Source organism: Embleya hyalina (assembly GCF_003967355.1).
GTDB lineage: Bacteria > Actinomycetota > Actinomycetes > Streptomycetales > Streptomycetaceae > Embleya > Embleya hyalina.
In genome coordinates this window covers 80,532-101,831 of record NZ_BIFH01000042.1, presented here as the reverse complement: position 1 = coordinate 101,831, position 21,300 = coordinate 80,532, and the positions used below count along the sequence as shown (strand labels likewise).

Annotated in this window: 18 protein-coding genes; 14 read left to right on the top strand and 4 right to left on the bottom strand. The window is 69.7% G+C overall.

Going from position 1 to position 21,300, the window contains the following annotated elements:
- Positions 1–5: 5 nt before the first annotated feature.
- From EMA17_RS41990 to EMA17_RS41975, 4 genes are read right to left on the bottom strand one after another with little or no spacing between them, the layout of a single operon-like run.
- On the bottom strand, positions 6–1,475 hold the full coding sequence (locus EMA17_RS41990; protein WP_126642503.1) for a 4-hydroxyphenylacetate 3-hydroxylase family protein: 1,470 nt from the start codon (positions 1,473–1,475) through the stop codon (positions 6–8).
- Positions 1,475–2,158 carry a DUF2848 family protein gene (locus tag EMA17_RS41985; RefSeq protein ID WP_246127244.1) on the bottom strand — a complete coding sequence of 228 codons (684 nt, stop codon included), beginning with the start codon at positions 2,156–2,158 and terminating at the stop codon, positions 1,475–1,477. The genes EMA17_RS41990 and EMA17_RS41985 overlap by 1 nt, the downstream gene beginning before the upstream one ends.
- Positions 2,159–2,168: 10 nt before the next feature.
- Complete coding sequence (locus tag EMA17_RS41980) at positions 2,169–2,987, bottom strand: nitrilase-related carbon-nitrogen hydrolase (protein WP_126642546.1); 819 nt, start codon at positions 2,985–2,987, stop codon at positions 2,169–2,171.
- Positions 2,987–3,673 (bottom strand): GntR family transcriptional regulator, encoded by a 687-nt coding sequence (locus tag EMA17_RS41975; RefSeq protein ID WP_126642502.1) that lies wholly within the window; start codon positions 3,671–3,673, stop codon positions 2,987–2,989. The genes EMA17_RS41980 and EMA17_RS41975 overlap by 1 nt, the downstream gene beginning before the upstream one ends.
- 794 nt (positions 3,674–4,467) lie before the next feature.
- On the opposite strand from EMA17_RS41975, the gene EMA17_RS41970 reads away from it, so the two are divergent.
- The 14 genes from EMA17_RS41970 (at position 4,468) to EMA17_RS41905 (ending at position 21,291) form a co-directional block, all read left to right on the top strand.
- Positions 4,468–6,591, top strand: a complete 2,124-nt coding sequence (locus EMA17_RS41970) for a flavin monoamine oxidase family protein (RefSeq protein WP_126642501.1) — start codon at positions 4,468–4,470, stop codon at positions 6,589–6,591.
- A complete protein-coding gene (locus tag EMA17_RS41965) occupies positions 6,588–8,432 on the top strand; it encodes an alpha-keto acid decarboxylase family protein (RefSeq protein ID WP_126642500.1) in 1,845 nt (614 codons plus the stop codon). The genes EMA17_RS41970 and EMA17_RS41965 overlap by 4 nt, the downstream gene beginning before the upstream one ends.
- 746 nt (positions 8,433–9,178) lie before the next feature.
- Positions 9,179–10,042 (top strand): 2OG-Fe dioxygenase family protein, encoded by an 864-nt coding sequence (locus EMA17_RS41960; RefSeq protein ID WP_126642499.1) that lies wholly within the window; start codon positions 9,179–9,181, stop codon positions 10,040–10,042.
- Positions 10,039–10,473 (top strand): GFA family protein, encoded by a 435-nt coding sequence (locus EMA17_RS41955; protein ID WP_126642498.1) that lies wholly within the window; start codon positions 10,039–10,041, stop codon positions 10,471–10,473. Before EMA17_RS41960 ends, EMA17_RS41955 begins: the two co-directional genes overlap by 4 nt.
- Before the next feature lie 33 nt (positions 10,474–10,506).
- Entirely contained in the window at positions 10,507–11,835 is a 1,329-nt protein-coding gene (locus EMA17_RS41950) for a preATP grasp domain-containing protein (RefSeq protein ID WP_126642497.1), read from the top strand.
- The gene (locus EMA17_RS41945; RefSeq protein WP_218043237.1) at positions 11,832–13,031 is read left to right on the top strand and encodes a MalY/PatB family protein; all 1,200 of its coding nucleotides are present in this window, start codon (positions 11,832–11,834) and stop codon (positions 13,029–13,031) included. Before EMA17_RS41950 ends, EMA17_RS41945 begins: the two co-directional genes overlap by 4 nt.
- A gap of 53 nt (positions 13,032–13,084) precedes the next feature.
- Positions 13,085–13,963 (top strand): acetaldehyde dehydrogenase (acetylating), encoded by an 879-nt coding sequence (locus tag EMA17_RS41940; RefSeq protein WP_126642496.1) that lies wholly within the window; start codon positions 13,085–13,087, stop codon positions 13,961–13,963.
- A complete protein-coding gene (gene dmpG / locus EMA17_RS41935) occupies positions 13,960–15,054 on the top strand; it encodes a 4-hydroxy-2-oxovalerate aldolase (RefSeq protein ID WP_126642495.1) in 1,095 nt (364 codons plus the stop codon). Before EMA17_RS41940 ends, dmpG begins: the two co-directional genes overlap by 4 nt.
- On the top strand, positions 15,051–16,070 hold the full coding sequence (locus EMA17_RS41930; RefSeq protein ID WP_126642494.1) for a beta-ketoacyl-ACP synthase III: 1,020 nt from the start codon (positions 15,051–15,053) through the stop codon (positions 16,068–16,070). The genes dmpG and EMA17_RS41930 overlap by 4 nt, the downstream gene beginning before the upstream one ends.
- 37 nt (positions 16,071–16,107) lie before the next feature.
- Positions 16,108–16,341, top strand: a complete 234-nt coding sequence (locus EMA17_RS41925; RefSeq protein ID WP_126642493.1) for an acyl carrier protein — start codon at positions 16,108–16,110, stop codon at positions 16,339–16,341.
- Positions 16,338–17,135 carry a 2-keto-4-pentenoate hydratase gene (locus EMA17_RS41920; protein ID WP_126642492.1) on the top strand — a complete coding sequence of 266 codons (798 nt, stop codon included), beginning with the start codon at positions 16,338–16,340 and terminating at the stop codon, positions 17,133–17,135. The genes EMA17_RS41925 and EMA17_RS41920 overlap by 4 nt, the downstream gene beginning before the upstream one ends.
- A gap of 81 nt (positions 17,136–17,216) precedes the next feature.
- Positions 17,217–18,497, top strand: coding sequence for an ATP-grasp domain-containing protein (locus EMA17_RS41915; protein WP_126642491.1), 1,281 nt, complete (start codon positions 17,217–17,219; stop codon positions 18,495–18,497).
- On the top strand, positions 18,490–19,362 hold the full coding sequence (locus EMA17_RS41910; protein ID WP_126642490.1) for a TauD/TfdA family dioxygenase: 873 nt from the start codon (positions 18,490–18,492) through the stop codon (positions 19,360–19,362). The genes EMA17_RS41915 and EMA17_RS41910 overlap by 8 nt, the downstream gene beginning before the upstream one ends.
- Before the next feature lie 15 nt (positions 19,363–19,377).
- Positions 19,378–21,291 (top strand): cobalamin-dependent protein, encoded by a 1,914-nt coding sequence (locus EMA17_RS41905; protein ID WP_160161756.1) that lies wholly within the window; start codon positions 19,378–19,380, stop codon positions 21,289–21,291.
- Positions 21,292–21,300 lie beyond the last annotated feature (9 nt).

The window sequence follows — 21,300 nt, the reverse complement described above, 5'->3', positions numbered from 1 at the left end:
GGCGGTCACGCTCCTGTGGTTCGCACGGTGGTCTCGACGTCGTAGCTCGCCAGGAAGGCGTCGACGGCGGCGAGTGGCGCGTCGAAGTCGTAGTTGCGGTAGGCGTAGCCCTTCACCACGAACGGCGCGCCGGCATAGAAGAGTTCGTACTGGTGGTGGCGCCCGGCGAACTCGCTGCCGACGGCGTCCCAGACCAGCTTGAAGAGTTTCACCCGCTCCTCGGCCGTGGCACCGGGGCTCCGGACGTAGCGATCGATGTCGGCGCGCGTCTCGGGATTGCTCATGTCGGCGACCCCGGAGGGCACTTGGAGCACTCCCCCGCCGACGAGGTCGCGCAGGATCGCGAGCACGCGTGGGTACAGTTCCGACTGCATGCCCATCGCTCCGTAGACGGCCCGGGAACCGGGGCGCCACATGCCCTGCTCGTCGGGCGCGGCGGTGTATTCGGCGGCGAGCACCGCGGACTCGGCGAGCGAGACCAGGCTCGCGAGTTCACCGAGCTTCTCGACCACGCCCGGGAAACGATCGACTCCGTTGACCGCGGCCACCTTGCGGGCCAAACCGGCCAGGAACTCGAGCTTGACGCTCAGTCGGATCTGGGCCTGCCAGTTGCCGAGCACGTGGGCGCCGGTGTCGAAGAACTGACGTCGCAGTCCCGGGACGTCGCGGTACACGAACACCTGCTCCCACGGGATGAACACGTCCTCGAAGACCAGCAGTGCGTCGGTCTCGTCGTAGCGCGTGGTCAGCGGGTAGTCGTAGGCGCTGGTGGCGGCCGGTGCGTAAGGGCGTCGACAGTACAGCTTCAGACCCCGGGCGCCGACGGGCACCGCGAAGCTCAACGCGAAGTCGGTGTCCTCGGGGCCGAGCGGTTTGATGCACGACACCAGGATCTCGTCGGCGACCGCGCCGCCGGTGGCCAACATCTGCGCGCCGCGCACCACGATGCCGTCGGCGCGTTCCTCGGCGACGCCGACCTGGACCAACTCGCCTTCCCAGGCGTGTGCGGTGGTCGCCCGGGAAACCTGCGGCGGGATGATCGCGTAGGACACGTACAGGTTCTCGGCGGCGACCCGGCGCCGGTAGGCAACGATGTTGGCGGCCAGGTCGCGCTCGCCGCTCGCGAACGCCTCCGGGTGGGCTCCGAACGCGGCGACGAACGCACCGACGTGGTCGGGGCTGCGCCCGACCCAGCCATGGGTGTGTCGGGCCCAGCGGGTCGCGGCGGTGCGGTAGGCGGTGAGTTCGTCCCGACTGCGCGGGGCCGTGAACAGCAGATTGATCGGCTTGCCGGTCTCCGGGTCGGGGCGGGTGAAGCCGGATTCGGGGTCGGCGGCGATGTCGAAGAGTTCGGCGATGGTCGTCGCGATGGGAGCGAACGCCGGGTGGTGGGCGACGTCCGCGGCGGCCTCGCCGTCGACGTAGACACGACGGTCGTCCTTGAGCGAGGCCAGGTATTCGGCTCCGGTGCGCATCACGAACTCCTCTGGTGCACGGTGTAGTCATGGGTCAGGGAGGGCCCACCCGGCAGTTCGATGGACAGCAGCCAGCGGGAGCCGTACACGAAGTCGCCGGTGAGCAGGGGCAGGGTGCCGCAGAACAACACCAGGTCGCCGGCGACGTCGCCGATCGCCGAGGTCATCCGGTGGAGCAGTTCACGGGGGTGGCGCAGCGCGGACAGTGGTCCGCTCTGGTAGGGGTGACCGTCGATCGCGGATTCGGCGGTCAGGTGTTCCCAGTTCGGCGGGTCGGTGCCGGCGTCCAGTTCGATGACGTCGGTGCCCAGCGGCTTGGGGCAGGCGGCTTTGGAGGAGGTGATGTCCAGGCGCTCGCGTTCGCGGTCGGTATGGTCCGACCCGACCGCCAGGAACAGCCGGTCCCCATGGCGGATGACAACGGGTTCCACCTCGCCGGAGGTCGCTTCGCCGTCCACCGCGACGCTTCGTTCGGTGGTGAGCAGGGACGGGTCGAGATCGTAGAAGGCGGGCACGGTCGCGGGTGGCGGGATGCCGATGGCCGCGAGTTCCTCGATGTGGCGTCGCGCGGCGGCCTCGTCGCGCGCGGTGTAGCCCGCCACCACCAGGCGCGCCGGCCGCACGTCCAGGTATTCGTCGGTGTCGACCACGCGCATGCGCAGCGGTGATGCGGAGGTGCTCACAAGTGGTTCCTTAGCGTGGGTCCGGCGCGCTCTCCCGGGGCGGGAAGGACGGGATGGGGCGACGGTCGGCGAGGACCGGGAACCGGGTGCGCACGCGGTCCACGTCGGCGGGGTCGGTGTCGCAGAAGGTGACACCCTCCTCGGTGCCGGCCTCGACCAGGACGCCACCCCAGGCGTCGACGACACGGCTGTGTCCACCGAGTTCGACACCGCCCTCCTGGACGCCGACCGCGTTGCAGGCGATCACGAGCAGTTGTTGTTCGACGGCTCGGCAGGAGGTGAACAGTTGCCAGTGCTCGCGGCGGGCGGCGGGCCAGGCGGCGGGTACGACGGCGATGCGGGCCCCGCGATCGACCAGGTCGCGCCACAGTTCGGGGAAGCGCAGGTCGTAGCAGGTGGTGGCGCCCAGGCGCCCGAAGACGGTGTCGGCCACCTCGATCCGGTCGCCGGGGGTGAGCAGTTCGGCCTCACGGGAGGCGTGGCCGAAGACGTGGATCTTGCGGTAGGTGTGTGCGATCAGCCCGTCCGGGGTGATCAGGACGGCGGTGTTGAACAGTCGGCCGTCGTCGTCGCGCTCGACGAAGCTGCCCAGGTGCACGTGCGCGCCCAGCGTCCGGGCCCAGGCACGGGCCGCGGTGACGGTGGGACCGTTCAGCGGCTCGGCGCGTTCGGCATAGGACTCGAAGCCGAAGTAGCCGGCCGCCCATAGCTCGGGGAGCACGACCAGGTCGGCCCCGCGGGCCTGTTCGACCATCGCGCCCACCCTTTCGCGGCGGGCCCGGGGCGTTTCGGTGGGCGGACTGGCGACCTGGACCAGGGCGATCCTCATCACGCCCCCGGGATGTCGTCGAATCCCCGGCGGGCGACCTCGGGCAGGTGCAGCGCGGCCAGCGTGCTGCCCAGGTGGGCGCCCAGCGCCTGGGCCGCCCGCTCCGGATCGCCGGTGCGCAGAGCGGACACGATCGCCGCGTGCTCGGCCAAGACCTTGCGGAACCGGCCCTCGTCGCCGACGACGGCACGCAAGCCCATCCGGACCTGACGCTCGCGCAGCGCCTCGTAGAAGTCGGCGAGGACCGGGTTGCCGGCCTGTCGCACGATCGCGCCGTGGAAGGCGCGGTCGCAGTCGATGAATCCCACCGCGTCGTCGATCAGGCCCTCCTGCTCGACCAGGAGCGCGTCGAGCTCGTCCAGGAACCCATCGCCGGCCGGGACCACGCGCCGCATGCTCCAGTCCTCGATGAGTTCGCGGGCCTCCATCACGGTGCGCACCTCCGCGTCCGAGACGGGCGGTACGAAGGCACCTTTCTTCGGGATGATCTGCACGAATCCCTCGGTCTCCAGGCGCAGCAACGCCTCGCGCACCGGGGTGCGCGACGTGCCCGCCTCCTGCGCGACCTCGGACTCGATCAGGAAGGTTCCGCTGTCCCGAGGCAGGGCCGAGATGTGCTTCTTGAGCCATCGATAGGTGACGTCCTGGGCGGATCCACCGCCGGCGGGCTTTCGTACGCTGCTCATGAACACAATGTATACAACGCGCATACCAGTGACAAGAGGCTCGTTCCCGGATCGCGGATCACCCCCTCGGGCCGGTGCTCACCAGCGCGAAGCCTCCGCCACCGCGGCCATCACGACACGCACGCCCGGGTCGTCGCCGCGCCTGGTCACCCCCACACCGGCACCCCCACTCGGACGCCGATGTCTTCCACCGCGACGCCATTCCCCCGCAACCCTCTGCATGACCGGCCGCCCGGCCCGGGCCCGCCCTCGACCGGTCCGACACTCTCCAGAGCACTACTCAGCGTTATCAATATGATACTTTATGTGTGCAATCGGAGCTCCGATGTCTCCGCGCACGATGACACTCGGGGCAGTGGCGACGACCGCCACCTGCCCACCCCCGGGAAGGCGCGTGATGGGCGAGACCTCGATCAGGAGCCGCTCGCCCCTCCCGTCGGACCGGCGGCGCATATCCCGGCGACCGTGAACGCGGGCACGGGCGCGTAGGCCTCGAAGATCGGTCGGCCAAACGCGCAACATCCAGACCATCCGGTTGTATGGAGCCGTCGACAATCCGCCGACGTCCCTTCCGGCACGGCCCGACGGCCCGACGGTCCGAACGAGCCGGTTCCTCGGCACCGCCGGCACGGTCTCCGCGTTCACGCCCTCCGTCGGCACCCCGCGCCCGCCGACCGTGCACAGGCTGCGGCCCGCCCGGCCGCCGACCGCACGGCGGCAGCCTCCCACCGGCAACCCTCGGGCACTCGACCATCCCCCGTCCCAAGACTCTCGTCCCCACCCCAGGAAGTGCGATGAACGACAACTCCAACGGTCACCGCGACGGCGCCGGCCGCGCCGATCAGCAGACCTACCGCCAACTCGCGCGCGAACTGCTGCTCGTCGGCCCCGAACCCGCCAACGAAGACCTCAAACTGCGCTACCTCGACACTCTCATCGACAACGGACTGCAACCGCCGCCGCGACGCAAGCGCGTACTCATCGTCGGCGCCGGCATCGCCGGCCTCGTCGCCGGCTCGCTGCTGACCAAGGCCGGGCACGACGTGACGATCCTGGAGGCCAACGCCAACCGGGTCGGCGGCCGGATCAAGACCTTCCACACCACCAAGGGCGAGCCGTCCCCGTTCGCCGACCCCGCGCAGTACGCCGAGGCCGGGGCCATGCGCGTACCGAGCTTCCACCCGCTCACCCTCGCGCTGATCGACAAAGTCGGCCTGAAGCGGCGGCTGTTCTACAACGTCGACATCGACCCGACAACCGGCAACGAAGACGTGCGTGTACCGCCCGTGACCTACCGCTCCTTCACCGGCGAGACGTGGACGAACGGCCCCGCGAGCCCCGAGTTCCGCGAACCGGACAAGCGCAACCACACCTGGATCCGCACCAACCGCGAGCAGGCCCGCCGCGCCCGCTACGCCGAGCAGCCCTGCGTACTCAACGAGGGCTTCCACCTCAGCGGCTACGAATCACGGGTGACCGTCGCGCAGTTGGTCCACGACGCCCTGGAGCCGGTCCGGAACTACTACTCCGACCTGATCGACGGCCAACGGATCAACAAGCCCTTCGAACAGTGGCTCGACGGCTGGGCCGCGGTGGTCCGCGACTTCGACGGCTACTCGATGGGCCGCTACCTCCGCGAGTACGCGGGCTTCAGCGACGAGGCCGTCGAGGCGATCGGCACCATCGAGAACATGACCTCCCGACTGCACCTCGCCTTCTTCCACACCTTCCTGGGGCGCAGCGACATCGACCCGAAGGCCACCTACTGGGAGATCGACGGTGGCAGCCGGCTGCTCCCGGAGGCGCTCGCGAAGGATCTGCGCGACCAGATCGTGATGGGTCAACGCATGGTCCGCCTCGAGTACCGCGATCCCGACCGCGACGGCTCGGCCGCCGGGGGACTCGTGGGCCCCGGTGACGCGGTCGTCGTGCAGACCGTGCCCGAGGACGACCCATACGCCGAACCGCAGGCCTGGACCGGGGACGTCGCGATCGTCACCATCCCCTTCTCCAGCCTGCGCTTCACCCGGGTGGCTCCGGCGTTCTCGTACAAGAAGCGCCGTGCCGTGATCGAGACGCACTACGACCAGGCGACCAAGGTGCTGCTCGAATTCTCGCGCCGCTGGTGGGAGTTCACCGAGGAGGACTGGAAACGCGAACTCGACGCGATCGACCCGGACCTGTACGACTACTATCAAAGCGTGGGCGAGGACCCCGCGGAAGCCGCCCTGTCCGCCCCCTCCGCCGTGCGTGACCTGCCCACCGGACTGCTCGGCGCCCACCCCAGCGTCGACGAATCCCGGATCGACGCCGCGCAGGTGGCCTACTTGCGCAACGCACCACTGTTCGACGCCGGGGTGCGACCCGCCACTAACGCCTACGGCGGCGGCTCCACCACCGACAACCCCAACCGCTTCATGTACTACCCCTCCCACCCGATCCCCGGCAGCCCCGGCGGGGTCGTCCTGGCGAGCTACTCGTGGTCGGACGACGCGGTGCGCTGGGACTCGTTGGAGGACGCCGAACGCTACGGCTACGCGCTGCGCAACCTCCAGTCCGTGCACGGGCTGCGCATCGAGGTGTTCTTCACCGGCGAGGGCCGGACCCAGAGTTGGCTGCGCGACCCCTACGCGTTCGGCGAGGCCGCCGTGTACACGCCGCATCAGATGACCAGCTTCCACCTGGACGCGGTCCGGCCCGAAGGTCCCGTGCACTTCGCGGGCGAGCACATCTCGCTCAAGCACGCCTGGATCGAGGGCGCCGTGGAAACGGCCGTCCGCTCCGCCATCGCCGTCAACGGCGCCCCCGTTCCCGCCCGACCCGGCAACGTCGCCGAAGTCGCGGACGCCGACGGCGTCCAGGTCGTGGACGGAGCCGTGCAGCCGCACCGGATCCCCGAGGAGATGCCCGCGTCATGACCGCGAACCAGGACTGCACTGTCGCCGAATACCTCGCCGTCAGGCTCGAACAAATCGGCATCAAACACCTGTTCGGGGTTCCGGGCGATCTCCTCGGCCCGTTCCTGACCACGATGCGCGCCAAGTCCGCGGTGCGCTGGGTGGGTACCCCCACCGAGGTCGGCGCCGGGTACGCCGCCGACGCCTACGCCCGGGTCACCTCGGCCGACGCCGACCTCGCGCTCGGCGAGCAGGGCGTCGCCGCGTGTGCCGTCACCTACGGAGTGGGCGCGTTCAACCTGCTCAACCCCATCGGCGGCGCCTACGCCGAATTCGTGCCGGTGATCGCGATCAACGCCGCGCCCAGCCACGAACAGTGGCTCAACCAGCAGGCGATCGGCCTGCTCACCACGCACATGATCCAGCGCCCCGAAAGCAACCTCGACGTCTACCGGCAGGTCACCGTCGACGCCCAGGCGATCTCCAACCCCGGCCTGGCGCCCATTCAGATCGACAGCGCCATCACCGCCTGCCTGACCCATCGCCGACCGGTCTACCTGGAAGTCATGGCGGACGTGTGGTCGGCGCCGTGCCCCGCGCCGCAGGGCCGGCTGACCGCACGCGAACGGCCGTTCACCGAAGCGAACCGACGCATGCTCGCCAAGGCCGTCGCGGCGACCGTCGACCTGATCCGCACCGCCGGCAACCCGATCCTGTGGGCCGGCGAGGAGATCGACCGCTTCCGGCTCTCCGACGAACTCACCGCGCTGGTACGCGATACCCGTATCCCGTTCTGCACCACCATCGGCGCCAAGGCCGTCGTCTCGGAGGAGACCCCCGGCTACTCGGGCGTCTACAACGGCAAGGCCAGCGACCCCGACGTGTACAAGGTGTTCCACGCCGCGGGCTGCCGCATCGGCCTCGGGTCGTGGGCGACGTCGAAGAACCTCGGCGGCGAACAGTCCATCGGCGCCGACTGGGCCGTCGCCGCCCACGAGGGCGTCAACGTCGGCGCCTCCTACTTCCCCGACGTGCAACTCGCGCGGTTCGTCCCGGCCCTGCGCGAGGCCCTGACCGCCGAGTTCGGGGCGGGCGTCTTCGCCGCCGACTACTTCGCCCAGGCACACGCGGCGGGCCTGGACGTGCCCGCCACCACCTCCGCCTACCTGGCCGGCCTGGTGGGCGGCGACTACCCGACCGACCTGACGTACGACAGCTTCTTCCGCCACGTCAACGCCTTCCTCCGGGACCAGGACAGCGGCACGCCCGGAGCGCGCGTCAACCCGTTCACCGTCGTCTCCGACGCGGCGTTCGCCCTGATCGGCTCGATGAACCTGAACATGGTCGAGCGCGCCTCCTTCGTGGCCCAGAACAGCTGGCTGTCCATCGGCTACTCGGTCGGCGCCGCCTCCGGCGTCGCGCTGGCAAGGCAGGAGCCGGAGAAGCGGCCCCTGGTGTTCGTCGGCGACGGCTCCTTCCAGGAGACCTGCCAGGAACTGTCCACCCAGGTCCGGCACGGGCTGCGACCCATCGTGTTCGTTCTGGACAACGAGGGGTTCTACGGCATCGAGCAGATGCTCGTACACCCCTGCTTCTACGCGGAGAACCCGTCCGAGGGAGCCGAGTTCTACAACGAGCTGCACGTATGGCGCTACGAACGACTCGCCGACGTCTTCGGTACCGAGAAACACCCGATGACGGGCGCGAGCGTTCGCACCCACACCGACCTCGAAGCCCTCCTCGCCAAGGTCACCGACCCGGACCACTCGATCAACCGCGGCCCGATCCTGGTCCGGGTGCTGCTGGACCGGCGCGACTACCCGAGAGCGATGCAATACAAGGTCGACGAGAACTGCCGATAACCACACACCGCACCACGAGGAGGCGCGTTCTTCGGCGCCTTCGGGCGACATCGCCCCGCACGCCCATCGCGCCGCGGAGAGGGGTGGGGCCGGGCTCCGGACTCCTTCGTACGCAACCACCGGGGTGGGCCGCCGACGTTCGGTCGGCACCGGGTGGTGAGCGCGGGGGACGTCCGGCTTCGGAGTCGGTCGGACAAGCGGAGGGCGTCCCCCGTACTTCATCGTCATCGGTTCCGGCAAGGCACGTCAGCGTCGATCTTCGCGCCGGGCGCGCCGCGGGCGCTCGGGATCGACCGCGCCTTGCCGCAGAGATACTTCGTCCGGATGACCTGGGAAGCTGCATTCCGGTAGCCGAATTCGGGCAAATAAGATCATCCGTAGAAAAATAAACAAATGGTTGCAAGTGGACGAGCCTTCGGCTTGGCTCGAATATGTGTACCCTGCAATAATCTCGTTTTGCTAACGTCATATTCGACAGTTGCTCCCCAAAAAGGGCCGGCGGCCACAGGGCGTTCCCGACGGTCCCGCGCCGGATCTCCGAATGCTGGTCGAGCAGGGTTTCGCAGCAGGATTCTCGAAAGCAATGGTCGACCGGCTTGTTCGGTTCGCGAGTGAGCGCCACATTCGTCGACAGTCCAAAACCAGGGGGACAGGTGGCCCGTCCCGATAATGGCGTCCCATCGGAAATTCGAGACATTCGATCCGCCTACATACGGGATCGCACCGTGTTCATCGAGGGAGCCCGCATGGCCAAGCTCCTGATCGACATGGGTGCGCACGAGCATGATCTCGAAGGTATCAAGCAAGTGAGCGACGGTTTGTCGTCCGATCCGACCCTGGCCTTTCGCCGGACGCGCAACGGCAGGTTCTGTTTCGACATGGAGAACCGATGTATATATCGCATGAGCGCGCAACCCTTCGTGCTGACCGCGGAGGAGGACTTCGTGCGACACGATTCGGGAGTGATACGGATCTTCGATGAGATCGAGGACGATCTCCAGTCGAATACCGCCCTCCAGGCACTGCTGATCTTCAAGGCCCTGGTCGTGGACGGCGTGGCCGTGGCGCCCCGTCCGTACCTGGACTACTCCGCGGCGCAGTGGGTGTGCACGCTCTTCAGCATTCGTACGGTGACCGTCCCCGAGCTGCTCGGCGAACCGGCCCTCGAAGGGGTGCACAGCGACGGGGTGGACCACACCATGACCACACTCCTCGGCAGCCGCAACATGGCCCCCACGAGCGCGGTCACCTTCCTGCACGACCCGGCGGAGACGAACGGCACCCCCTGGGACGCGGTCGATCCCGGGCTTCGACTCGGCAGCTATCAGCACCGGGATTTCCTCGACACGGTGCTGATCGCCGATCACGAACGCAAGCACAGCCTCTCGCCCGTCTTCGCCGTCCGCGAGGAGGAGGCCGCCACCCGCGACATGGCGATCTTCTTCACCCGCAGACCCGCGATCGCCGGGCACGTGTCCTACCCGCACGACGCGTTGGTGCCGCACGAGAAACGCCCCGTGTCGGTGCGGATTCCCTTCGTCGAGCACGACGATCCGCTTCCGTCGGCGTCGTTGTCGAACCCCTTTCGACGACTTCGGGAGGACCGATGAGCGACGACGGCCGGAACCGGGAATCGCACGACGGAATAGAGCGCATCCAGTGCAACGGGCAGTGTCACTGCGGCGGCGTGAAATTCTCCGTCGAACTGAGCCGCAACCTGACCGTGACCCTGTGCAACTGTCGTATCTGTTACATGTCGGGTCACCAGGAGTTGATGATTCCCGAGGAGCGCTTCGAGCTCCACGAGGGCCAACAGTTCCTGAAACCCTATCGGTTCGGCAACCGCATCGCCGATCACACATTCTGCGCGGTGTGCGGCATCATGCCCTTCTATCGACCACGGTCGCATCCGGTCGGATTCTTCAGTGTGAACGCCCGCTGTCTGGATCTGAGCTTCGCGCAACGGGTCGAGTACGTCGAGTTCGACGGCCGGAACTGGGAGGAGAGCATGGCCGCCGGTCGACATGTCATCACCGAGTAGCCGTGCTCTTTCGTGATCGACCTAGGACGGGGAATGACGAACCAGAGTACGCGCAAAATACTCCTGCTCAATGTCCGGGCCGATTTTCCTCCGGAAATCGGGTTGAGCGACCGACACCCCCTCGTGCGGGCCTGCCGGCGTACTTCGTGGTACGCGGAGGCCGGCGACGTCATCGCCAGTCCCGCCCCGATCGATCGGGAGTTCCTCGATCATGTGGGAGGGACCCTCGGCTTCGACGCCGGCACGATCTCCGTCGTGCTGCGCGACCGGGTCCTCACCGACGAGGTCATCCTCGCGCCGGACTTCGTGGCCGAACTTCGCCTGGCGATCGCCGACCATCCGAACTGGCGCATCATGGCGTGCTACGTGACCGAGGGCGTGGCCGAGCTCGCCGAGCGACTGGGCATCGGGTGCGACGGATCGGCGTTCGCCGCCGAACGCGGGTCCGACCTGCTCAACCGCAAGGGCCACTTCAGGCGGCTCGCGGCCGGTATCGGCATGCCATTGGCGGCGGGCTCCGTCGTGCAATCGCCCACCCGACTGGCCCGCGCCATCGAACAACACATGCCCGCCACGGGCGCCGTCATCGTCAAACAGCACAACGCGGGCGGTGGCCTGGGAAACGTGGTGCTCGCGGCCGACGACCTCGGACCGTTGCCGGGCGCCCGGGAGACTCGCCGGATCGGGCCGGACGTCGCCGAGACGGCCGAGAAGTTGTGGACGGAACTGTCGCAGGAACACGACCCCGGTGTGGTGGTCGAGGTCTACCATCCCGCGGCCCGCCACATGTTCTACTTCGAATACCTCGTCGCCGATTCGGGCGTCCCCCGCTTCGTCAACAGCGGCACCATCCGGCTCGTCCGCGAAGGCACCGCCGCGGACGAGCGCCTGTCCTGGGTGGGCCTCGAATTGCCGGCGGACCTGCCCCCTCACTCGCTCGCCCAGGCCCTGACCCACGCGACGCGATTCGCCGTGCTCGCCGCCGACATCGGCTATCGCGGATACCTCAACATCGACGCCATCGTCACCGCGTCCGGCGAACTGATCTTCAACGAGGTCAACGCCCGCTGGGGCGGCGGCCTGGTCCTGCACACCGTGGCCTCCCGGCTGCTCGGCGAGGACTACGCCGACCACTCGGTCGCCTCCTCCCTGCGCGACGTCAGGCCCGTGCCACTGGCGAGGGTGGTGGCGGCGGCGCGCGAACACGGCCTCGATCTCACACCGGAGCGCCGGGAGGGCGTGGTCGTCCTGGCGTGCGAGCCCACACAGACCGAGGCGCTGGAATGCCTGCTCGTCGCGCCCTCGGTCTCGCGCGTCCGCGAACTCGAAACCGCGCTGCGCACCGTCGTGGAGGCGCTGTGACCTCGGTCGGGGCCCATTCGATGGGCATGCGCCTGTCGCGTGTCACCGAGGAGTCGTTGTGGGCCCTGGGTTCCGTCAAGTGGACCGAGACCGGCCCGGACCGGCTCGGCGCCGGAGCCGCGGAGATGGACTTCGGAGTCGCGCCACCGGTGGCGACGGCCCTGACGGAGGCGATCGAGACCGGACTGGTCGGCTATCTCCCCACCGCCGTGGATGCCCGGTTGCGGGAGGCGTGTGCGACCTGGCAGTTCGAGGAGTACGGATGGCGGGTGGCGCCGGGAGACGTCCGGGTGCTCCCGGACGTGCTGCGCGCCCTGCATGTGGCCATCGAGCGCTTCTCCAGACCGATGTCGCCGGTCATCGTGCCGACGCCCGCCTACATGCCGTTCCTGACCATTCCCCGACTGCTCGGGCGGGACGTGTTGGAAGTACCACTTCGCGAGAACGGGAGGGAAGGTCCCTCCCATGATCTCGACGCCCTGGACGACGCGTTCGCGGCCGGCGGCCACCTGCTGGTGCTGTGCAATCCGCACAATCCGACGGGCCGGGTTCTCGAACTCGACGAACTCCGTGCCGTCGCCACGGTGGTGGAGCGGCACGGCGGACGGGTGTTCGCGGACGAGATCCACGCGCCGATCACCTACATGGGCCACCGGCACATCCCCTACGCCTCGACGTCGACACAGGCCGCGGAGCACACCGTCACCGCGGTGTCCGCGTCCAAGGCGTGGAATCTCGCGGGTCTGAAGTGCGCGCAGATGGTGCTGAGCAACGACGCCGACCGCGAGCGCTGGGCCGGCCTCGGCCGACTGGACACCGACGGCGCCTCGACGCTCGGAGTGCTGGCCGCCACGGCCGCCTACCGACATGGCCGAGGATGGCTCGACGAGGTCCTGGTCCAACTCGACGAGAACCGACACCGGTTGGGTCGGCTGGTCCGGGCGCTGCCCGGAGTGCGCTACTCGGCCCCCCAGGGCACGTTCCTGGGATGGCTGGACTTCCGCCGTTCCGGCCTGCCGTGGCACGGCCTGGCCGACTTCTTCGACACCCGGGCCGGGGTGAGCGTGGTCGACGGCGCCGCCTGCGGTCGGGCCGGCACCGGCTTCGTTCGCCTCAACTTCGCCACGGCGCCGTCGATCCTGGATCGCGTCGCGGAACGCATGGCCGACGCCATGCGGGAAGCGAACACGCCGTGACGGCGGCGGGCGCCGCATTCGGCGACACCCGAAACACGAAAGGACATACGCACGTGGATCGCGGCAGACCACTCACCGTGGCCGTCCTGGGCGCCGGGCTCATCGGAGTCGACCTCGTCACGAAGATCCGACGCTCGCCTCTGCTGGAGTGCCGTCTCGTCGTGGCACGCGACGATCAGGCCCGGGGACTGCGCATGGCGGCAGCGCTCGGCTGCCGGACCTCGTCCAAGGGCATCGACGCGTTGCTGGATTCGTCCGAGCCCTACGACATCGTCTTCGACGCGACGAACGCGATGTCCCACGCCGAACACTGGGCGCTCCTCCAACCCACCGGGACCCGAATGATCGACCTGACCCCGAGCATGATCGGGACGATGGTCGCCCCGACGGTCAACGGCGCCGAAGCCGGCAGGCACGCCAACGTCAACCTCATCAGCTGCGGCGGACAGGCCGCGCTACCGGTGCTGCACCGCCTGGCCCGGGAAATCTCGGCCGAGTACATCGAGGTGGTCACGACCGCCGCGAGCCGCAGCGTCGGTCGAGCCACCCGGATGAACCTCGACGAGTACATCGAGACCACGCGGGCCGCGGTGACCCGGTTCACCGGCGTGGCCGACAGCAAGGTCATGGTGAACCTGAGCCCCGCACAACCGCCGTCCCCGTTTCGGGTGGCGATCTCTCTCCTGGCCCCGGCCGCGGACCCCGAACGGGTGTCCGTCCTGGTGGAGGAGGCCGCCGTCGCGATGCGGCGCTTCGTCCCGGGCTATCGGATCAAGGTGTGCTCCGTGGCCGACGGTGTGGTCTTCGTCGCCGTCGAGGTCGAGGCCACCGGCGATCGTATCCCGCACTACGCGGGCAATCTGGACATCATCAACGCCGCGGCCGTCCACGTCGCCGAGCGGCACCCGGCGCCCCTGGGGGGACGGACATGACACCGCGCGAGAGTTCGGGGACCGGCTGTACCTCGGAGGCGGACCCGCCGCGGATCCACATCCACGACCCGACGCTGCGCGACGGCCACCACGCGGTGCGCCATCGTCTGGGGCGCGAGCAACTGCGTGGATACGCGGCGGCGGCCGACGCGGCCGGTATCCCGGTCGTGGAGGTGGGGCACGGCAACGGGCTGGGCGCGTCCTCCCTCCAGGTGGGCCGTGCCGCGCTGAGCGACGCGAGCATGCTGGAGGCGGTCCGCGAAGCGCTGACGACCAGTCGCATGGGGGTCTTCCTCCTGCCCGGATGGGGTACGTCGAGCGACCTGCGCCAGGCGATCGCGCTGGGAGCCGACGTGGTGCGGGTGGGGACGCACTGCACCGAGGGCGATCTCGCCGAGCGCCACCTCGACTTCCTCCGCGACGCCGAGGTGGAGGCGCACGCGGTGCTGCTCATGAGCCACATGGCCGCCCCGGAACGGTTGGCCGAGGAATGCCTGCGGCTGGTCGGGTTCGGCGCCTCGGCGGTCGGGATCTTCGACTCCTCGGGCCACTACCTGCCGCCGGACGTAAGCGAACGCGTCGCCGCCATCACCGCGGCGGTCGACGTACCCGTCATCTTCCACGCGCACAACAACCTCGGTATGGCGGTGGCCAATTCGGTCGCCGCCGTGCGGGCCGGCGCGCGGATCATCGACGGCTGCGCGCGCGGATTCGGCGCCGGCGCGGGCAACGCGCAACTCGAAGTCGTGGTGCCCGTCCTGGAACGGCTGGGTTATGCCACGGGGGTGGATCTCTACCGGCTCCTGGACGCGGCGGACTTCGCGGAGCGTGAACTCATGCCGGCACCGCCGACGATCGACTCGGTGGCCGTGGTCAGCGGGCTGTCGGGGGTCTTCTCCGGGTTCAAGACACGGGTGCTGGACATCGCGGGCCGCGAGGGGGTCGATCCGCGCGACGTCTTCTTCGAACTCGGCCGGCGCCAGGCCGTCGCCGGCCAGGAGGACCTGATCGTGGAGGTGGCCGAGGAACTGCGCCGCTCCTCCGGTCCCCCGTCGACTCCGGTCGCGGCCGTCCCCGGTGGTGCGCCGTGAGGGGGCCGGACGGAACCGGGGCGCCGACCGCGGTGATCGGAGGTCTGGGGTCCTGGCTGCCGCCGAACGTGGTCGGCAACGCGGATCTCGCGGCGCGCCTGGACACCACCGAGGACTGGATAGCCGGCCGCACCGGCATCCTCGAGCGGCGGATCTGTGACCCCGACACCCTGACCTCCGACATCGCGACGACCGCCGGAGCCAGGGCCCTGCGCTCCGCCGACGAGGACGGTGCCGAAGCCGTCGTGCTCGCCACGACCACCCCGGATCGCACCTGCCCCGCCTCCGCGCCGTTGGTCGCCGCCCGACTCGGGTTGTCCGGGGCGGCATTCGACATCGCGGCCGTGTGCACCGGATTCCTGTACGGCCTCGCCGTCGCCGCCGGTCTGGTGGTGTCCGGCACGGCCGACCGGGTCCTGCTGATCGCCGCCGACCGGTTCTCCACGCTCACGGACCCGCAGGATCGCACCACCGTGCCGATCTTCGGCGACGGGGCGGGCGCCGTGCTGCTGCGGCGCGGTCGCGCCGGCGACCCGGGCGCCCTCGGGCCCGTGATCCTCGGCAGCGACGGCGCGCAACGGGACCTGATCACGGTGCGCCCCTCGGGCGTGGCGTCGCCCGAGCCCGGAGGCGCCCGTGCGGGATATTTCGAGATGCAGGGACGGAAGGTGTTCCGGCACGCCGTGGAACGCATGGGCGAAGCGGCGGCCGACGCGCTGGCGGCGGCCGGATGGGACGTCGCCGACGTGGACAGGTTGGTCGCGCACCAGGCCAACGCGCGCATCACGGCGAACGTCGCCGACCGCCTCGGGCTTCCTGCCGAGCGCCGCGTCGAGAACATCGCCCGGGTGGGCAACACCGCCGCCGCGTCGATCCCGATCCTGCTCGCCCAGGCGGCCGACGAGGGACGGCTCCGCACCGGGCACCGAGTGCTGATGACGGCCTTCGGTGGCGGACTGACCTGGGGCGCCACCACCGTGCTCTGGCCGGACGTCAAGCCGCGCACCGACGACTGAACGCCCCCTGTCGATCCCGAAGAGATTGGTTTCCCGTATGTACGAAGCCCTCAAGGACGTCCTCGTCGGCGACCTCCACGTGACGGACACGACGCTGCGGCCGGAGACCACCCTGGACGACGCCGGTCTGGACTCGTTGGCCCTCGTGGAACTGTCGATGGTGCTGAGGCAAAAGCTCGGTATCGACATCTCCGACGACGAACTGGCGAACGTCGGCACGATCGAGGAGATCGCCGACCTCATGTCACGACACGCGGCGGACGCCCGATGACCGGCCCCGACTCCGCCGTCCGCGACCGGGCCCGACGACTGTACGAGGCGCGCGCCACCCGCAAGCCGATCCCACCGTTCACGGACGAGGACCCCGGCCTCGGCATGGCCGACGGCTACGCGATCCAGCGGGAGTTGGTCGCGATGCTCCTGGCCGACGGGGAGCGGGTGGTCGGCTACAAGGCCGGGCTCACCTCGGAGCCGATGCAGCGAATGTTCGGTGTCTCCACACCCGACTACGGACCGGTCCTGGCCTCCACGGTTCATCCCGACGGAGCCACGTTGTCGATGGACACGTTCATCGATCCGAAGATGGAGGCCGAGATCGTCTTCCGGCTGTCGGCGCCGCTGCGCGGACCGGACGTGACCGTCGACCACGCACGGGAGGCGATCGGGGAGGTCATGGCCGGGCTGGAGATCGTGGACTCGCGGATCCGGGACTGGCGTATCGGATTGGCCGACACCGTCGCCGACCTCGCCTCGGCGGGCGCGATCGTGGTCGGTCGGCCGGTGCCACCGACCGCGGACATGGATCCCCGGCTCATCGGATGCGTCTTCTCCCGCAACGGCCGGGTGGTGGCCACCGGCGCGGGCGCCGCCGCCCTGGGCGATCCGGTCGCGGTGGTCGCCTGGCTGGCGAACCAACTCGGCGAACACGGCATCACCCTGGAGCCCGGGCAGCTGATCTTCACGGGCGCGCTGCACGCCGCCGTTCCGCTGTGTCCCGGCGACGAGTTCGTCGCCGAGTTCGATCGCCTCGGCTCCGCCGTCATCCGGGTCGCGAGCCGTGGCTGAGGCCGTGTCGGCAGCCGGCATACGCCCGGTGGCCCGATCCATCGCGATTCGCCGGGCGGGCCCCGGCGCGGAGAGGACGTCATGGCCATCCTCCTGATCCATTCGAGCAATGTCAGCCGTCGGCAGCACTTCGCCCACATCCGCCGGTACGCGGCGGACCGCGGCGAGCGGTTCCTGCTCGCGATGAGCGATCCGGGTTGGGAAACGGAGTTCGTCGACGCGTTCGCGCACGCCGACACCTCCGATCTGGCCGCGACGGTGCGTGCCGTCGCCGCCTTGGCCGAGGCCGAACCGCAACCGATCCGCGGTGTGGTCACGTTCAGCGAACACAGCGTTCCGGCCGCGGCCGCGGTGGCCGCCCACCTGGGTCTGCCGTTCGTGGATCCGTCGACGGCCGAGATCGCCCGGGACAAGTACGCGATGCGGCAGGCGTTCGAAGGAGCGGGCCTGGAGCAGCCGGCCTTCGGCATCGCCGCGACCGTCGACGCGGCCCTGGACCGGGCGCGCCGCATCGGCTACCCCTTGGTGCTCAAACCCTTCATCGGCGGCGGCAGTTCGCACATTCGCAGGGTGGACGGTCCGACGGAGTTGGCCGAGCACTTCGAGGCCCTGCGCGATCGGGCCTGGCACGACCTCGCGTACGACCCCCTCCACCAGGTGCTGCTGGAGAAGTACCAGGGGGCGTGCCTGCTCGAGGAGTTCGTCGTCGGCGAGGAGATCAGCGTCGAGTCCGTCGTCGCCGACGGCCACACCCACGTCGTCGCGATCCACGACAAACCGCTCCCGGCGAACGGCCCCTACTTCGAGGAATACTTCTACGCGACGCCGACCTGCCTGCCGCCCGAGACGGTGGCCCGGATCCGGCACGCGACCGCCGCGGCGCACCGCGCCGTGGGCATCGACATCGGCGGCACCCACACCGAGTTCCGGATTCGACCCGACGGTCGACTCTCGATCCTGGAGACCGCGGCCCGGATCGGCGGCGGCCCGCTCTTCCAGTCGGTGCTCACCAGTACCGGCGTCGACATGATCCACGCGGTGCTGGATCTGTCCCTCGGCCGGACACCTCGGCTCACGCCGAAGGCCGTGTCGACGCCGGCCGGCTTCTGTCAGTTCTTCGCCGAGCGGGCGGGCAAGGTGCGGGCCGTGCACGGCGAAGCCGCGGCCGCGGCGCACCCGCACGTCCGCGAGCTCATGATCTACCCGGAGCCGGGCGACGCGGTCGACGTGGCCCCGTTCATCTTTCAGGGCTACGGCCACGCGTTCTTCACGGCGGACACCTACGAGGGCCTCACGGGCGTATTCGCCATGCTCCAGAAGACGATCCGACTCGAACTGGACCAGGGGGACGGTCATGGGTGAGACCACGCGCATATCGCTCGACGCGCCCGCCGGGCCGACCGCCAGGACCGTGGCGCCGGCCACTCCCGACGACCGGTGGCCCGTCGAGGCGCCACCACTCGACGGTGATCTGCGAGCGGGCGCGGAAGCCGTGGACGGCGTGCTGCGCGCCGAGGGCTCGGTGATCGTGACATTGCCGGCCGACCTGGACGATCACGCGTTGACCGTGGCGACCTGGAACCTGGTGTGCGCCTTCTCCCGGCCGGTGCCCCAATACGACACCGGTGAACTCGTGTATCCCGTCGAGGTACGAGCCGGGGAGTCGGGCAGCAGCCACTACTCGGCGAGCCGGGCGGCCGGCGGATTCCACACCGACGGCAGCCTGTTGGCGAAGCCGCCCGCGATCGGTGTCCTGCTGTGTCTTTGCCCCGCCGACTCCGGCGGGGAGACCATTCTGGTCGAGGCGGAACGGATCCGGGCGGCCCTGGCCGCGGTCGACCCCGTGTTCCTCGAACTCCTGAGCCGGCCACAACCGTTCGCCGCCGAGGACGACGCCGGCCGGGTGCGCCGCTGGGCACCGGTCCTGTCGGCGAACGCCGGCGTGGTCGGCCTGCGTTACCTGCGGCGATACCTCGTCGCCGGGTGGGAGCGGGCCGGCCGCACGTGCCCGGACGGCCTTGTCGATGCCTTCGACGTCATCGACGAGGTGGCGACGGATCCCGACGTGCAACGTCCGCATGCCCTGTGCCGCGGCGAGGTGCTCATCTGGCGCAACTCCCGCCACGTGCACGGTCGGCGCGCCTTCGAGGAGCGCCGGCGGCGCCGGCGGCTGGTGCGGATCTACGCGGCGGACGACCCGGCCCGTCTCGCGCGCGTGGCGGGTTGAGGAATGGACCAGGGCATGCTCGAGGAGCACCGCGACGCCGCCCCGGGGCGATCGGGGCCGCCCGCCGGACGCGTCGTGCTCGCAGGGGTGGGAGCCGACGCCCATTCGGTGGGTTTGACCGTACTGCGCGAGGCGCTCGCGCGGGGCGGATTCGACGTGGACTTCCTCGGCGTTCAACAAGATCTCACCACCATCCTCCGAGCCGCCGGGCACACCGACGCCGTTCTCATCAGCAACATGGACGGACACGCCAAGTACTACCTGGCGGACCTCCGCGCGGCCCGGCGCGAGGCCGGTCTCGACGGCCAACTGTGGTACCTCGGCGGCTATCCGGCGCTCGACGACCGCGCCGCGGACCTGGACGACCTCGGCTTCGATCGGGTCTTCCAGGGATACGTGAGCGCCGACACGGTGTTGCACCGCCTGCGGGACGATCTCGCGGGCCGGCCGAGGAAGAGGGCACGGCGCGCGCGACGATCCGCGCCGATCGAGACGCCCGTGGTGCTTCCGCTCTCGGAGAGCGATCGTCGCGAGGACGTGCTGCCGGCATGGCGCACCGGAGCGGCCGCGCTCGACCGGGCCGCCAACGCGGACCGACTCAGGGCCCGCACGAGTCTGGCCGACCGGCAACGCGAGGCCAAGGCGCGCCGGGAGATCCTCGTCCAGCCCCGCACCGGGGTCTCGAGCGTCGAGGGACAGGAGGCGTTGTTCTCGGCGCTGCGCCGGCACGGGGCCGACGTGCTGTCGTTCCAGATCGACTCGTTGACCCGCAACAACCAATACGAGGACATCGAACGCATCCTCAAGGCCGCCGCCGACCTTCCGCCCGAGGCCTCCCAGTTGAACGGCTACCCGGCCGTCAACCTGGGGTTGGAGGCCATGGCACGGCTGTCCGCCATGTTCGGGGACACCCCCTTCCAGGTGCGGCACAGCACCCGCGACCCGCGGCTGCTGGCGGAACTCACGTTCGGGGCCGGGATCGCCGCGTACGAGGGCGGCGCGCTGTCCTACAACCTCCCCTACTTTCGCGACTACCCGATCGCGCACGCGATCCGACGGTGGCGCTATGTCGACCGGCTCGCCGGTCGCTACCACGCGGAGTTCGGCGTCACCATCGACCGGGAGTTCTTCGGAGTGCTCACCGCGTGCCTGGTACCGCCCTGCGTCGCGGCCGCCGTGAACGTTTTCGAGGCGCTGCTGGCCGCACAGTGCGGCGTGAAGTCGGTGACCCTCGGCTACGCGGAACAGGGCTGCCGTGCCCAGGACGTGGGAGCGGTCCGCGCCATCCAGCGGCTGGGCGAGGAATATCTGGCGCGACTGGGTCTGCGCGACGTCGAAGTCAGCGTCGTCTGGCACCAGTTCATGGGCGCGTTCCCCCGATCCGAGGACAAGGCCCGGCAGATCCTCCGCGGCTCCGCCGAATCCGCGGTGCTCAGCGGCGCGGTGCGATTGATGCTGAAGACCCACGCGGAGGCCGTGCGCATCCCCTCCCTCGACGACAACCGCGAATCGCTCACCCTGGTCCGCGACCTGTGCCGGGCCCGACGGACCGAAACCGCCGACGACCAAGTCCGCTTCGAGGAGGAACTGGTCGTCGCGGAGACACGCGCGATCGTGGACAGCGCGCTCGCCGCGGCCGACCACGACATCGGCCGGGCGGTCGTCCTGGCGGTCGAGCGCGGCTGGGTGGACGTTCCGTTCTCACCGAGCAGATGGAACGCCGGCTCGGCCCTTCCGCTGCGCGACTGCGGGGAGGCGGTGCGATTCGCCGAGACGGGACTTCTGCCCTTCCCCGAAGACGTCAAGGCGTTCCATCGCGCCGCCGTCGCCGCGCGCCTGCGCCGTGACGGTGACGACGTGGTGGCGCTGCTCGAACGAGACCTGTCGGCGACCGCTCGTGGCGAGTTCGACGACTGGCCGCTGGCATGACCTCGGCAC